This window comes from Paracoccus isoporae, from assembly GCF_900101865.1.
Taxonomy (GTDB): domain Bacteria; phylum Pseudomonadota; class Alphaproteobacteria; order Rhodobacterales; family Rhodobacteraceae; genus Paracoccus; species Paracoccus isoporae.
The window spans coordinates 112,902-127,802 of sequence record NZ_FNAH01000004.1 but is presented as its reverse complement, the minus strand read 5'-3'; the positions used below and the strand labels follow the sequence as shown (position 1 = coordinate 127,802).

Sequence of the window (14,901 nt, the reverse complement as noted above, 5' to 3'; positions counted from 1 at the left end):
GGTCAGCCCTCGATGAAATGCGGCTTGAAGCGCGACAGGTTGTGGGTGATCCGGGATCGGTCCTCCCGTATTCCCATGCCGGCGCAGGCTTGTCCAATGATCCATGCGCCGATCACCGGGTAGAACCCGCCCATCTCCGGCAGTGGCGCGAGCGCCTGCACGATGCGCGGGTGGTCGTCATAGCTGTCATCGGGCGCGCGTTCGGTGTCGCGCCCGTTTTCGCGGATCACCACCCCCGCCCCCTCGCGCGAGAAGATGGGTTTGGAGACGTGGCCTGCCGCAAGCGCCGGTTCTGCCGCGGCAAAGGCGCGGGCCAGATGGGCGGGCGGGCTGCCGCCCTGCAGCGCATCGGCGATGTCAGCCTCGAAAAACGCCGGCAGCAGGTTGGGGTGACCGGGATAGATCTGCCACAGAAGCGGCAGGATCGCCTTGTTGGATACGAGCGCCTTCCAGGGCGGCTCGATATAGCGCGCGCCCGCTGCTTCGAGATGCCGGGCGAAATCGTCGCGCAGCATGTCCTCCCACGGATAGAGCTTGAACAGCGTGCCGATCACGCGGTCCTGATCGTCGGCGAACTGCCCGTCCTCGGTCAGCCCGATCCCGGCCAGATCGGTGAAATGCGCGCCCAGCCCGGCCTCGCGCGCGGCATAGGCCAGGGTTTCGACGGTCGCGTAATCCTCCGGGTTGTTGCGGTCGGCGGCGAAGTGGACATCCGTGCCCTCGGACGCGATCTGCGCCCATCGCATGACGAGCGCCTCGTAGATGCCGTTGAACTGATCGGTCTGGGGCGAAAGAACGCCGAGCTGCTGCTGCTCCTCCAGCCAGAGCCACTGGAAGGAGGCGGATTCGTAGAGCGAGGTCGGTGTGTCGGCATTGTACTCCAGCAGCTTGGCCGGGCCATGCCCGTCATAAGCCAGGTCCATACGGCCATAAAGTTCCGGCTCGCCGTCCTGCCAGCTTTGCGCAACCAGATCCCAATGCGCGGTCGGGATGGCCATGCGCGTCATCCAGTCCTCGCTGGTGACGGCGTCGGCCACCGCCGCGCGGGCCATCTCGTGCAATTCGGTTGCCGGGTCCTCGATATCATCCTCGATCTGGTTGAGCGACAGCCGGTAGGCCGAGCTTTCCTCCCAATAGGGTTCCCCCTCCATATCCGCGAAGGTAAATCCCAGCTCCTGTGCCCGGTCGCGCCAGCCGGGGCGCTCGGGAAGGTCGATCTTGTCCATGTCCAGCCTGTCACCTGCCTTTGACTTGCAGATGGCGTCGCAGGCGGGCGGATGCAAGCCGGAAGCGGGATCGCAAATGCCGACAGGGGTAGCCATATCACGGAAATTAAGGCAGAATATCGCAAACGCAGGTTAGGTAGGGACAGGCATGCAAACGACCACTGCGGGCGGTTTTGCCCATTACATGACCAACATTTTCTGGGATCAGCGCACCAGCTCGCAGCCGCGGCTGGGTGACGGGCCGGTTCAGGTCAATCTGAGCGCCCTGCGCCCGGACAATGCGGACACCGCCCGGCTGGCGCTGCAGGCCTGGTCGCTGCTCGGCACCCAGTTCTACGAGGTCTCCTCGCCCAACGCGGATGTGATCCTGACCGATTCACGCAATGGCGGTCTGACAAGCTGGGAGCGGGGGCTGGACAGGCCGACGGTGAATGTCGGGACGAATTTACTCGACAAGCATGGCGGCGGGATTGGCAGCTATACCTATCATAGCTGGGTGCATGAGCTCGGGCACGCGCTCGGGCTGGGGCATCCGGGCCCGTATGATGCCAGCGGCGAGTACGGGCGCGACAATCTGTTTGCCAATGACAGTTGGCAGATGACGGTGATGTCCTATTTCAATCAGAAGGAGAACACCTTCATCGACGCGACCCGCGCGCCGGTGCTGACGCCGATGCTGGCGGACATGGTGGGATACGAGACGATCTATGGCATCAGCAGCGCCGTCGGCGCGGGCAACACCACCTATTTCCACAACAGCAATGCCACCGGTCTTTACGGCATGATCAGCAGCGCCATCGTCAAGGGTGAGCTGGACGATCCATTCTCGATGACCATCATCGACCGTGGCGGCGACGACCTGCTGGATTTCAGCGGCGAGACCGATCCGGTGACGCTGGATCTGTCGCCGGGCGGCATCGGTTCGGCTTTCGGGGCGGTTGGTAACCTGGTGATCGAGGGCAAGACCGTGATCGAGCGTGTCGTCGGCTCTCATGCCGGCGACGTGGTCCTGGGCAACGCGGCCAGGAACCGGCTGGACGGAAGGTCCGGCAATGACCATCTGGAGGGCCGTGACGGCAACGATCTTCTGTTCGGCGCCGAGGGGCGCGACACGCTGATCGGCGGGAATGGCGATGACACGCTGTCGGGCGGTGCCGGCGCGGACCAGCTCGATGGCGGGGCGGGGATCGACACGATGCTGCTTGGCGGAGGCGGGGTGCATTTCGATCTCGCCTCACCAAGCGACACGACCGGCGATGCGCGCGGCGATGTCTATACCGGGATCGAGCGGTTCATCGGCGGGTCGGGAGATGATTTCATCTATGGCACCCATGTCTGGAACACCCTGGGCGGCGGGGCCGGCAACGACTATCTGAACGGCCGCGGCGGAAATGATCATCTCATCGGCGGCGACGGGCGTGACACGCTGATCGGGGACGCCGGCAATGACCGGATCCAGGGCGGCTCCGGGCCGGATCAGATCAGCGGCGGGGACGGGTTCGATACGCTGATTATCGGTCACTCGGCCTCGGTCGTGGATCTGATCGAACAGGCGCAGAACCGTGGCGAGACCGCGGGCGACCGGATCACCGGGATCGAGCGGATCGTGTCGGGCGACGGCAATGACCGGCAATTCGGCAATCACGGCGACAACGTGCTGAATGGCGGCGGCGGAAATGACTGGCTGGACGGGCGCGGCGGCAGCGACCGCATCTATGGCGGCACCGGGCAGGATTACCTGATCGGAAAATTCGGCGCCGATTCGCTGCTGGGGGCGGCCGGGGACGACACGCTGGTCGGCGGTCAGGGGCCGGACACGCTCAATGGCGGGCTGGGCAAGGATGTCGCGGCCTATTGGGGCAACCAGGCCGCGGTGGTGGACCTGGTGATGCAGGGCCAGAATGCCGGAAACGCCGCGGGCGACGTGATGATCGGTGTCGAGAATGTCCATGGTGGCAACGGAAATGACCGGATCTCGGGGAATGCGTGGGACAATGTGCTGCTCGGCAATGCCGGCAATGACGCGTTGCGCGGACGGTCCGGCAATGACCTGCTGCAAGGCCAGATGGGACAGGACACGCTGGTCGCCGGCGCCGGGACCGACCGGCTTTACGGCGGGGCGGGCGATGACTGGCTGGTGAGCGATCTGGGCCAGAACACCGCCTATGGCGGGCTCGGCGCGGATGATTTCGTGTTTCAGCGCGGCACCCTGTTCATCGGCGATTTCCGCAACGATGTGGACGAGCTCTATATCTCGCGCGGGGCGCTGCATAACGGGGCGCGGACGGTGGCGGATGTGGTGGACGGCGCGATGATGCGCGGCGGCAATCTGGTGCTGGATCTGGGTGCGGGCAACATGGTGCGGATCAACGGGTTGCACAACGCCGATGCTCTGGCGGATGACCTGTTTCTTCTCTGAGTCAGGCGCGGCGTCGGGCCCTGCGACCGGCCGGCCCGGGCAGCGATGCGGCCGCGCCGCGGATCGGCGGCGCTGCGATGCGGTGACCGGCTTGTAAGCTTGTGCTTGGCGGCGCGTCCCGCTAGGGCTGCGATACGGGTTGTGTTGCGGCGCAATGGCCCCGGTTGCGCCCGTCGCTACGGGGCGATGTTGACCAGTGGAGTAGTTGTTCCATGCGCGCCATGCCGATCCTTCCGCACCTGATCCTGACCGCCGCGTTGATCCTCGGGTCGCCTTTGTCTGCGCAGCAGCCCGATGCGCCTGCCGCGGTCCAGGTCGGCACCGTGACGCTGACGCGCGAATCCGTGCCGATGTCGCTGAACCTGTCGGGCGTCGCGGTCGCCAGCGAAAGCGCCGATATCCGTCCGGTGGTGCAGGGCGTGGTCGAACAGATCCTCTATCGGCCGGACCAGCAGATGAAGCCGGGCGATCCGATGTTCAAGATCGACGCCACCAGCTATGAGGCTGCGTTGGCCGAGGCCGAGGCCAATCTGCGCAGTGCCGAGGCAGCCAGGGACGAGGCGCAGGCCAATGCGGAGCGCTACGAAGCCCTGGCCGGGCGCGGCGTGACGGAGGCCGACGCGCAGTCGGCGCAAAGCACGCTGGCGCAGGCCGAGGCCGCGGTGGCCGTGGCGCAGGCGCAGGTGCAGACGGCGGAATTCAACCTGGGCAACACCACCATCCAGAGCCCGATCGAGGGGCAGGCCTCGGTCCAGGCGGTGTCGGTGGGTGATCTGGTCACCGCCGGTCAGGCCGACGCGCTTGCCACGGTGACGCGGCTCGACCCGATCTATGCCGATCTGGCCGATACGAGCGCGCAGATGCTGCGGCTGCCTTGGCACCGATCTCAAGCCGGTGATCGTGCAGGGCGACGCGCCCTATCGGATGCAGCCGGACGATATCGGGGACTGGAGTGCGCGCAACAGGGCGGGCGAAATGGTGCCGTTCGGTGCCTTCTCCACCGTGGACTGGCAGGATGTGCCGGTGTCGCTGGACCGCTATGGCGGCACCTCGGCGCTGCAGATTTCCGGCGCGCCGGCAGCCGGGCTGAGCTCCGGCGATGCAATGGATCTGGTCGAGGAACTCGCCGCCGACCTGGATGGCGGCTACGGCATCGCCTGGACCGGGATCTCCTACCAGGAGCGGCTGTCAGGCTCGCAGGAGATGTTCCTCTACGCGATCTCGGCGCTCGTCGTGTTCCTGTCGCTCGCGGCGCTCTATGAAAGCTGGACGATCCCGCTGGCGGTGATGCTGGCGGTGCCGGTCGGGCTGATGGGGGCGCTGATCGGCGCGCATGTGCTGGGCCAGTCCAACGACGTGTATTTCAAGGTCGGGCTGCTGGCGACGATCGGGCTTGCGGCGAAGAATGCCATCCTGATCGTGGAATTCGCGGTCGAATTGCAGCAGCAGGGCAAGTCGCTGATGGACGCGACGCTGACCGCGGCGCGGCAGCGGCTGCGCCCGATCGTGATGACTTCGCTGGCCTTCATCCTCGGCGTGCTGCCGCTGGCGCGCGCGACCGGGGCGGGGGCGGGGGCGCAGAATGCCATCGGCTCCGGCGTGATGGGCGGGATGATTGCGGCGACCCTGTTCGGGGTGTTCCTGATCCCGATGCTGTTCATGCTGGTGCGCCGGATCTTCGGTGGCAGGGCGGAGCTTGAACGTGCGCAGGATGCGGGCGTCCCGCCGGCGTAGGACCGGTAGGGCCGCGGCCCATCACCGTGCCGGAAGGGCGTGGCATGCGCCGGGAAAGGGCGGCCGCGCCATCAGCCCCGATCCGTGCTGGCGCGTGCCCCGTGGCCCCGGTCCTCGGTCTCGCCCCCGCCATCGCTGCGATCCTCGCCCCGCGACAGATCGCGCAGGATCCGCGTCACCAGCCCGTCGGCCAGCGTTGCGGCGGTTTCCTGGGTCAGAAGGTCCAGCCGACCGGATGCGTGCAGCGACGCGATACCCTGGATCGCGGTGAACATGGCGACCGATTCGCGATGCGCATCGGTCTTGCTCAGCCCGGGCGAGAGCAGCATCAGCTCCGAGGCGATGCTGTCCAGAAGCGCGCTGATCGCGTTCAGATACCAGTCAGGGAAGGTCTCACTGCGCCGCGGCCCGTCGAACAGGGCCCGGAACAGGGTCGGCTCTTTCTCGATCAGATCCAGATAACGGACCGCCAGATTGCGCAGCCGCGTCTGCGGATCCTCACCCGGCAGATTGCTGAAAAGCGTCGACATTCTGGCGAAATGCTCGCGGTTCACCTCCCACAAGACATCGGGCAGGCTGTCGAACAGGTTGTAGATCGTGCCGGGCGTATAGCCCGCAGCCTTCGCAAGCTTGCGCGCCGTCAGCGCCTCCGGCCCCTCGTCGAGAATGATCTGCCGGGCGGCTTCCAGCGTCCGCTGGCGCAATTCTTCGCGAGGTCGGCGCGCGCGCGGATTCTTGCGCGAGGGATCGTCGGGCGCTTCGGATGTCATCTGCCAGGACTTTTTGCCGCGTCGTGAGGGTCTGGACGGTGGTCGTGACGACACTGACCCAGCCATGCCGCGCCCGTCAACCTTAGAGATTGAACAGCGTTTAATAAACCCTTGAGTTCCTTGGCACCTCTGCCGCATGGTTCGCGGGTCCGGTGGACGTGGTGGCAGGGCCTGTTTCCGGTCGCGCGGCATCGGCGCGGCGCCTGCTATGCCGGGCGGTCAGGACGTGACGAGTGATATGTCAGCGCACACGACAAGTTCACCGGGGTTTTCCCCGCGTCAGACTTGCCCACCCCACCAAACTGTTGAAGATGTTGCGGAACCGCCGGGCGTGGATGGCGCGCGCGGATCGGGTTATCGTGGCGGCGGGTCCGGCTGTCCGCCGGGGCCATTTGCCAAAGCCGGAACACGGCCACGACCCGGCCACCCATCCAGAAGATCGGATCGAGATGCTGCGAATTTTCCTTGCCCTGCTGCTAAGTGCCGCCACGCCCGCCATCGCCGATGATGCGGAACAGGGGGAGTCGGCGGCGCCGGGCAGTGTCCAGGCGCGGCAATCTGCCACGGTCGTCGATGCCCGCATCGCCCCGGTCGAGATCCGGGTGCCCGTCTCCGGCTCGCTGGTGCCGCGCCAGGAGGCGCTCGTCTATCCCCAGCTTTCCGGCTACGAGGTGACCGAGGTTCTGGCGGAGATCGGCGATGAGGTCTCGCGCGGGGATGTGCTGGCGCGGCTGTCGGATCTGACGGTCAGGGCGCAGCTCGCGCAGGCCGAGGCGGAGGCGGAGCGCGCCGAGGCTGGGGTCGGGCAGGCCCGCAGCCAGATCGACAGCGCCGAGGCCACGGCCGCGCAGGCCGAGGCGTCGCTGGCCCGCACGCAGCGACTTCAGCGCGGCGGCACGGCGACGCAGGCGGCGCTCGATGATGCGGTCGCTGGCGAGGCGGCGGCCCGCGCGGCCGTGGCCTCGGCGCGCGACGGTCTGGCGCTGGCAATTGCCACCCAGGCCACCGCCGCGGCCGCCGTCGAGATCGCGCGGCTGAATCTTCAGCGCACCGAGATCCGCGCGCCGGTGGACGGGATCGTGACCGGACGGAATGCGCGGATCGGTGCGCTTGGCAATGCCGCCGGAGAGCCGATGTTCGAGATCGTGGCCGCGGGCGAGATCGAATGGGAGGCCGAGGTGATCGAGACCGCGCTCGGCGCGCTGTCCCTGGGCGATCCGGCCATAGCTTCGGTCGCCGGCCTGGGCGCGGTCGAGGGCGAGGTGCGGCTGTTGCCCGCCACGGTCGACCAGGCAACGCGGCTCGGCCGGCTGCGAATCGCGATGGACGCGACCGAGGGGCTGAAACCGGGCCTTTTCGCCAGCGGCTGGGTCATCACGGACCGCCATGACGGCGTGACGGTGCCGCTGACCGCGGTTCTGGCCGCGACCGATGGCGAGATCGTTCAGGTCGTGTCGGACGGGGTGATCGAGACGCGCCCAGTCCTGGCCGGCGCAATCTGGCAGGGCCGGCGCGAGATCCTGCGCGGGCTGGAGGAGGGCGAGACCGTCGTCGCCCGCGCCGGGGCGTTTTTCCGCGACGGTGACCAGATCGACGCAGTGCGCGCTGCGGATAATTCGGCGGCGTCCGGTGCGGACACGGCAGAGGATGTGACCGGCGCGGCGGGCGAAGCGCAGGCCCCGGCGGCGACCGAAACCGCCGCGAACGCGACCGGCGCAGGGGAGGCGGAGCGCGCTTCGGGCGAGGTGGCGCGATGAACCTGTCCACCTGGTCCATCCGGCATCCCGTCCCCCCCATCGCACTATTCCTGGTGCTGCTTCTGGCCGGGATGTTCAGCTTCCGCTCGCTCGCCGTCACGCAATTTCCCAATATCGACCTGCCGCTCGTGACCGTCTCGGTCGCGCAGCCCGGCGCGGCACCGTCCGAGTTGATTACCCAGGTCGCGCAACCGATCGAGGATGCCATCGCCTCCGTCACCGGCGTGCGGCACACGACCGTCACGGCCACCGATGCGGCGCTCTCGGTTCTGGTGGAGTTCGAGCTTGAAACCGACAGTGACCGGGCGGTGAACGACATCAAGGACGCCGTTGCCGAGGTGCGCGGCGATCTGCCCGACGACATCACCGAACCCGTGGTGCGACGGCTCGATGTGACCGGGATGCCGATCCTGACTTACGCGGTGCGCGATCAGGGGCGCTCCATCGAGGAATTGTCGAGTTTCGTCGAGGATGTGATCGCCCGCGAACTGGCGACGGTGGACGCGGTCGGCAAGGTCAGCCGCATGGGCGGCGCCGATCGCGAGATCAAGGTGGAGCTCGACCCCGACCGGCTGCTGGCCCACGGGCTGACCGCCGCCAGCGTGTCGCAGCAGCTTCGGGCCCTCAATATCGACCTGGGCGGGGGCAGGGGGGATCTGGCCGGCACCGAGTTCTCGATCCGCGCGCTTGGTGCGGCGGACACGCTGGACCAGCTTGGCGCGACCCCGATCCGCATCGGCGACGGCGCGACGATCCGGCTGGACCAGATCGGCCAGATCATTGACGGCGCGTCCGAAGAGCGCAGCTTCGCGCTGTATGACGGCGCGCCGGTGGTGGCGTTCGGGGTGTTCCGGGCCAGCGGGGAATCGGATCTTGAAGCCGCCGAGGGCACGAAGGAGCGCCTGGCCGAGCTTCAGCAGGCCTATCCCTCGACCGAGATCTTCCTCATTGACGATGTGACGGTCTATACCGAGGCCAATTTCCACCAGGCGATGGAAACACTCTACGAGGGCGCGGCGCTCGCCATCATCGTGGTGTTCCTGTTCCTGCGCAACTGGCGGGCGACGCTGATCGCGGCGGTGGCGTTGCCCCTGTCCATCATCCCGACCTTCTTCGTGATGGAGATGCTGGGCTTCACGCTCAATTCCATCAGCCTGCTGGGGATCACGCTGGTGACGGGCATCCTGGTAGATGACGCCATCGTCGAGATCGAGAACATCGTGCGCCACATCAATATGGGCGTCCCCGCCTATGAGGCGTCCGAGGAGGCGGCGACCGAGATCGGCACGACGGTCATCGCCATCAGCTTTTCCATCGTCGCGGTCTTCGCGCCGGTCAGCTTCATGTCGGGCATTGCCGGGCAGTATTTCAAGCAGTTCGGCCTGACGGTGGCCGTTTCTGTGCTGTTCTCGCTGCTGGTGGCGCGGATCATCACGCCGATGATGGCCGCTTATCTGATGAAGGATGCCCATCACAGCGAGGCGCGGGACGGGTTCATCATGCGCGGCCTGATGGCGGTGTCGGGCTGGACGCTCAGGCACCGGCTGCTGACGCTGCTCGCCGGGGTGATGATCTTCATCGGCTCGATCTACTCCGCCACGCTTCTGCCGACCGAGTTTATGCCGCCCACCGATATCGGCCGGTCCACCGTCACCGCCGATCTGCCGCCGGGCGCCACCATCACCGACACCGAGGACGTCGCCCGCCGCATCACCCGCAGGCTGGACGAGGTGCCGGAGGTGCAATCGGTCTTTGTCGAAGGCGGCGGCAGCGACGTCGCCTCGGCGAAGCTGTTCATCAATTATGGCGACAAGGCGGATCGCGCGCGCAGCCAGTTCGCGCTTGAGGAGGAGGTGAAGCGGCTTCTGTCCGACATGCCGGATCTGCGGCTGAGCTTTCAGAACGAGAATGGCGACAATGATCTGGCGATCAGCGTTCTGGGTGACAGCGAAGCAGGTGCGGCGGAGGCCGCGCAGCTTCTGGCCGACGAGATGAAGCAGATGCCGGAGCTGGAAGGTGTCTCCAGTTCCGCCAATCTGCGGCGGCCGGAAATCACCGTCACCCCGAAACCCGATATTGCGGCGCAGCTCGGCGTGACGGCGATCGACCTGGCCACGACGCTGCGCATCGCCACGATCGGAGATTCCGAATCCAACCTGGCCAAGTTCAATGCCGGCGACAGCCAGGTGCCGATCATGGTCCGGCTGGATCGCAATTCCCGCGAGAACCTGGACGAGGTGCGCAATCTGCGGGTGCCAAGCGCGGTCGGCCAGGTGCCGCTCGAGGCGGTTGCGGATGTAGGCATCAGCGCGGGTGCCACCGAGATCAGCCGCTATGACCGGCGTTTCCGCACCTCCGTCACCGCGAACCTGACCGAGGGCACGACCCTGGGCGAGGCGGATCAGAAGGTGAAGGCCTTGCAGGGCCAGATCGAATTGCCGCCGGGGACCGAGATCCAGGCCTCTGGCGATGCCGAGATCATGGGCGACATCTTCGAGGCGTTCGGCACCGCGATGGCGGCGGGGATCCTGCTGGTCTTCGTGGTGCTGGTGCTTCTGTTCCACAGCTTCATCACCCCGATCTCGATCCTGCTCTCCCTGCCGCTGGCCATTGGCGGGGCGATTTTCGGGCTGTATTTCTTCGGCTTCGCGATGAGCCTGCCGGTGATGATCGGCTTTCTGATGCTGATGGGGATCGTCACCAAGAACGCCATCATGCTGGTCGAGTTCGCCCTGACCGCAATGACAGAGGGCGTCCCGAAACGCGAGGCGCTGCTCGACGCGGTGCACAAGCGCGCCCGGCCCATTGTGATGACCACCATCGCCATGACGGCGGGGATGGTCCCGTCGGCCATCGGCAGCGGCGCGGGCGGGGAATTCCGCTCTCCCATGGCGATTGCGGTGATCGGCGGGCTGCTGCTCTCGACGCTGTTGTCGCTGCTCTTCGTGCCGGCGCTGTTCTCGGTGATCCATGGCGGGCAGACGCGGCTTGGCCGCTTCATCTCGCGCCGGGTCGGCATCAACAGCGCGCGGGAGACGGAGCCCGCGGAATGACGCCCGGCGCGCGTGTCGCGGCCGCGATCCCGATCCTCGACCGCGTGCTGGCGGGTGACGCGGCAGAGCCGGCGCTGATCGGCTGGGCGCGGTCCAGCCGGTTTGCCGGATCCGGCGACCGCGCGGCGGTGCGCGACCTGGTCTTCGAGGCGCTGCGGCGGCGCGACAGCCTCGCCGCGCTTGGCGGCGGGATGAGCGGTCGGGCGATCTTTCTCGGCATGATCCGTGCCGAAGGCGGTGCACCGAAGGAGATCTTCAGCGGTCAGGGGCATTCTCCGGCGCCCTTGTCGGAGGCAGAGAGAGCCGCCGGGATAGACCGCGCGCAGGCGCTCGCCCTGCCGGATCTGCCGGGCTGGATCTGGCCCGACTGGCAGGCTTCTCTGGGGGAACGGGCGCTGCATCTGGCCCATGCGATGCGCAGCCGCGCGCCGGTCTGGCTGCGGGTGAACCCGCGCCGCGCCACCCCGGAACAGGCGCGGGCCGGCCTGGCGGCAGCAGGCATCGAGACGGTGGCGTCGCCGCAGTTGCCCACGGCGTTGCAGGTGACGGCGGGGGAGCGGCGGATTGGCCGCTCGGACGCCTATCTCGGCGGGATGGTGGAGTTGCAGGATCTGTCGCCGCAACTGGCCTGCGCGGCGCTGCCGTTGAGACCGGGCGACAGCGTGCTGGATTATTGCGCGGGGGGCGGCGGCAAGTCGCTGGCGCTTGCCGCGCGGAGCGATGCGCGGATCGTGGCCCATGACGCCGCACCGGGCCGCATGGCCGATCTGCCCGCGCGCGCCCGCCGGGCCGGTGCCGCGGTGGAGATCGCCTCGCCGGGCCAATTGCGCGGCAGCTATGATCTGGTTGTCGCGGATGTGCCCTGCTCGGGCTCCGGCACCTGGCGCAGAACGCCCGACGCCAAATGGCGGCTGACACGGGCGGGGCTCGACCGGCTGCTTCAGACACAGGCCGCGATCCTGGACGAGACCGCCCCGCTGGTTCTGCCAGGCGGTCATCTGGCCTATATGACCTGTTCGCTTCTGGAGGGCGAGAACGACGCCCAGATCGCCGCGTTCCTGGATCGCGCGCCGGGCTTTCGCGAGATAGAGCGCCGACGCTGGACCCCTGACGACGCGTCGGACGGGTTTTTCATGGCGCTTCTTCAGGCTGGCGAACCGGGTTAACCTTTTGTTAAACCGGGGCTTCTAGGGAACGATCTGGATCGGAACGGGAGCATATTGCCATGGCCAGACTGACAGGGCTCGTGCCACGCAACGCCGCGCTCTGGGTGCCTGTGCTGATGCTGCCGATGCTGATCGGGGAAATCTGGCTCGCCGCCACCTCGGAGCGCGACAATCCCGGCACGCCGCTGATGCTGATCCTCGCCGTGATGGTGCTGGCCTGGTACGTCCTCGGGATCGGCATCGCGCTGACGCGGCTTCGGGCGATCTGGGTGCAACGTCGCCACCTGGCACTGCTGCGGCGCGAACTGGCGCGGAGCGAATGGACCGAATGGGCGGTCGCGGCGGATTCGGGCGTGGTGCTGGGCCAGTCGGCCGAAGCGCGACGGAATTGGGGCGACCAGCAGGGCCGGCCGCTCTCCGCGTCACTGTCCTCGCTGCTCGCCGATGCGGCAGGGGAGATGTCGCGGCTGATCGGTCGGGCGGCCCGCGCCGGCACGGCGGAGCGCGGCCTGGGTGATGGGCGGATGCTGCAGGCGGATTACATCGGCGGCGATGTGCTGCGCCTGACGCTGAAACGCCAGCCCCCGCGATGCACGGCGGAGCCGGGCGATCTGGCGCCGCTGGATTACGACCGCCTGCCGATCGCCGTGCTGCGCGTGGCCCAGGACGGCACGATCCTGCATGCCAACGAGGCGGCCGGGCAGTTCTGCGGCGGCGACGCGACCGGGCTGCATGTCTCGAAACTGCTCGACGGGCTGGGCCGGCCCTATGAGGACTGGCTGAGCGAGGCGCTGCAGGCGCGCACCCCGCCACCGCCCGAAGTGCTGCGCGCCCCGCGCGCGGGGCAGGACAGGTTCATCCAGGTCTCGCTTCACCCCGAGGCGGAGGATGCGCAGACCCTGATCGCGGTCTTGTCGGATGCCCGCGCGCTGAAGACGCTGGAGGCGCAGTTCGTGCAAAGCCAGAAAATGCAGGCCATCGGCCAGTTGGCCGGCGGAATTGCGCATGATTTCAACAATCTGCTGACCGCGATCAGTGGCCATTGCGACCTGCTGATGCTGCGCCACGACAAGGGCGACCCGGATTTCGGCGATCTCGACCAGATCAGCCAGAACACCAACCGCGCCGCCAACCTGGTCAGCCATCTGCTGGCGTTCTCGCGCAAGCAGGCGCTGAAGCCGCAGCAGCTCGACATGCGTGACACCATCGCCGATCTCTCGCATCTGCTGAATCGGCTGGTCGGAGAGAAGATCGTGGTGGAGATGCGCCACGACTCGACGCTGGAGCCGGTTCGCGCGGATCGCGGCAAGATCGAACAGGTCATCATGAACCTCGTCGTCAACGCCCGCGACGCCATGCCGGAGGGCGGCCGGATCGTCATCTCGACCGAGAATGTGGAGCTTGGGACCGCAAGGCTGCTCGGCCGGTTCGCGGTGCCGCCCGGCCGCTACGTGCTGGTGCGGGTGACCGATGAAGGCGTGGGCATGCCGCCCGACGTGATGGGCAAGATCTTCGAGCCGTTCTTCACCACGAAGCGCTATGGCGAGGGCACCGGGCTGGGCCTGTCCACGGCGTACGGGATCGTGAAGCAGACCGGCGGCTATATCGTGTGCGATTCCACGCCGGGGGCGGGCACCGCCTTCTCGATCTATCTTCCTGCGCATAGCGGTGCGGAGACGGACAGCGAGAGCCCCGATCCCGACCCGGCCAAGCCCGCCGCGCCCGCCGCGCCGGCCAACCGGACCGTTCTGCTGGTCGAGGACGAGGATCCGGTGCGCGCCTTTGCCGGGCGCGCGCTGCGCCTGCATGGCTACGAGGTGATCGAGGCCGATTCAGGCGAGGACGCGCTCGAATTGCTACGCGACGAGCGGCTGACGGTCGATCTGCTGATCTCCGACGTGGTCATGCCGGGGCTTGACGGGGTGAGCTGGGTCCGCCGCGCGCTGAAGGACCGGCCCGGCACCGGCGTCATCTTCATGTCCGGCTATACCGAGGATGTGTTCGAGGATGGACGCAACCCGGTCGCCGGGGCGGCGTTCCTGCAAAAACCCTTCTCGCTCACCGAGTTGGTCGGCCTCGTCGCCGAACGGCTGAGCGCAGGGGATCAGCGCAGCGAATCGTAAAGCGCGAAGTCCTCTGACAGCGCCTGGCGCAGCGCGGTCTCGGTGGCCGGCGACAGGCTGACATCGGCCGATGGCGGCACGTTGATCCGCGGCAGGCTGATCTCGCAATCCAGCCACTCGTCCAGGAAGCGGGTGAAAGCGTCGATCTGCTCGTAGCGGAAGATCCGGTCCACCGGCGCTTCGGCCGCGGTCAGGAAGGCCGATTGCGTGCCGATCCCCTGGGTCAGCGATTTGGGCTGGTCGAGATAGCGCCGCGCAAAACCCTCGAACTGCTCCGCCGGCATGGCTGCGTCCTCCTCCTGCGCGTCGCGCAGATGGAACCGGTACCAGCTTCGCAGCCACTCCACCGGTTCGCGCATCAGCGCGACGGTGGTGAAATGATCGGCGGTCATCTCGCGCAGCCAGGGATGGATATGGCGGTGGAACCGGGCCGCATCGGCGTGCTTCATCTCGGGCGGGCGCTGCACGGCCAGGCTCGCCAGCGGCTCGAGCGCGGTCTCGATGGCGGTCGAACCCGCTTTCGGCGTGGCCAGAAAGACCAGCCGGTGTTCCCAAAAGATCAGCATGCCGTCCCCCTTGTCAGCGGCGACGGGAATATTGCGCGCCACCGGCCAAGTAAACCGTTGCTTAAGCTTTGCGCGGTAACCGTGCTC

8 protein-coding genes and 2 pseudogenes are annotated in these 14,901 nt (G+C 67.3%); 7 read left to right on the top strand and 3 right to left on the bottom strand.

Annotated elements, in window-relative coordinates:
- Positions 1-2: 2 nt before the first annotated feature.
- Positions 3-1,226 carry a glutathionylspermidine synthase family protein gene (locus BLT73_RS08490; protein WP_090522825.1) on the bottom strand — a complete coding sequence of 408 codons (1,224 nt, stop codon included), beginning with the start codon at positions 1,224-1,226 and terminating at the stop codon, positions 3-5.
- 148 nt (positions 1,227-1,374) lie between these two features.
- Between BLT73_RS08490 and BLT73_RS08485 the strand changes: the two genes are divergently transcribed.
- The 3 genes and pseudogenes from BLT73_RS08485 to BLT73_RS17575 all read left to right on the top strand — a co-directional run.
- Complete coding sequence (locus BLT73_RS08485) at positions 1,375-3,645, top strand: M10 family metallopeptidase C-terminal domain-containing protein (protein ID WP_090522823.1); 2,271 nt, start codon at positions 1,375-1,377, stop codon at positions 3,643-3,645.
- A 212-nt stretch (positions 3,646-3,857) separates the two neighbouring features.
- Positions 3,858-4,430, top strand: a pseudogene (locus BLT73_RS17580) (efflux RND transporter periplasmic adaptor subunit); the annotation flags it as partial.
- A gap of 88 nt (positions 4,431-4,518) precedes the next feature.
- Positions 4,519-5,379 (top strand): annotated as a pseudogene (locus tag BLT73_RS17575) (efflux RND transporter permease subunit); the annotation flags it as partial.
- Positions 5,380-5,450: 71 nt separating this feature from the next.
- Here the strand turns inward: BLT73_RS17575 and BLT73_RS08470 are convergent.
- A complete protein-coding gene (locus BLT73_RS08470) occupies positions 5,451-6,149 on the bottom strand; it encodes a TetR/AcrR family transcriptional regulator (RefSeq protein WP_176805008.1) in 699 nt (232 codons plus the stop codon).
- A gap of 449 nt (positions 6,150-6,598) precedes the next feature.
- On the opposite strand from BLT73_RS08470, the gene BLT73_RS08465 reads away from it, so the two are divergent.
- From BLT73_RS08465 to BLT73_RS08450, 4 genes are read left to right on the top strand one after another with little or no spacing between them, the layout of a single operon-like run.
- The gene (locus BLT73_RS08465; RefSeq protein WP_090523117.1) at positions 6,599-7,906 is read left to right on the top strand and encodes an efflux RND transporter periplasmic adaptor subunit; all 1,308 of its coding nucleotides are present in this window, start codon (positions 6,599-6,601) and stop codon (positions 7,904-7,906) included.
- Positions 7,903-10,959, top strand: coding sequence for an efflux RND transporter permease subunit (locus tag BLT73_RS08460; protein ID WP_090522814.1), 3,057 nt, complete (start codon positions 7,903-7,905; stop codon positions 10,957-10,959). The genes BLT73_RS08465 and BLT73_RS08460 overlap by 4 nt, the downstream gene beginning before the upstream one ends.
- Positions 10,956-12,125 carry an RsmB/NOP family class I SAM-dependent RNA methyltransferase gene (locus BLT73_RS08455; RefSeq protein ID WP_090522812.1) on the top strand — a complete coding sequence of 390 codons (1,170 nt, stop codon included), beginning with the start codon at positions 10,956-10,958 and terminating at the stop codon, positions 12,123-12,125. The genes BLT73_RS08460 and BLT73_RS08455 overlap by 4 nt, the downstream gene beginning before the upstream one ends.
- Before the next feature lie 59 nt (positions 12,126-12,184).
- Positions 12,185-14,248 (top strand): hybrid sensor histidine kinase/response regulator, encoded by a 2,064-nt coding sequence (locus BLT73_RS08450; RefSeq protein WP_090522810.1) that lies wholly within the window; start codon positions 12,185-12,187, stop codon positions 14,246-14,248.
- On the opposite strand, the gene BLT73_RS08445 is transcribed toward BLT73_RS08450, so the two are convergent.
- Complete coding sequence (locus BLT73_RS08445; RefSeq protein WP_090523115.1) at positions 14,230-14,814, bottom strand: sulfotransferase family 2 domain-containing protein; 585 nt, start codon at positions 14,812-14,814, stop codon at positions 14,230-14,232. The two genes, BLT73_RS08450 and BLT73_RS08445, sit on opposite strands and share 19 nt — an antisense overlap.
- Positions 14,815-14,901 lie beyond the last annotated feature (87 nt).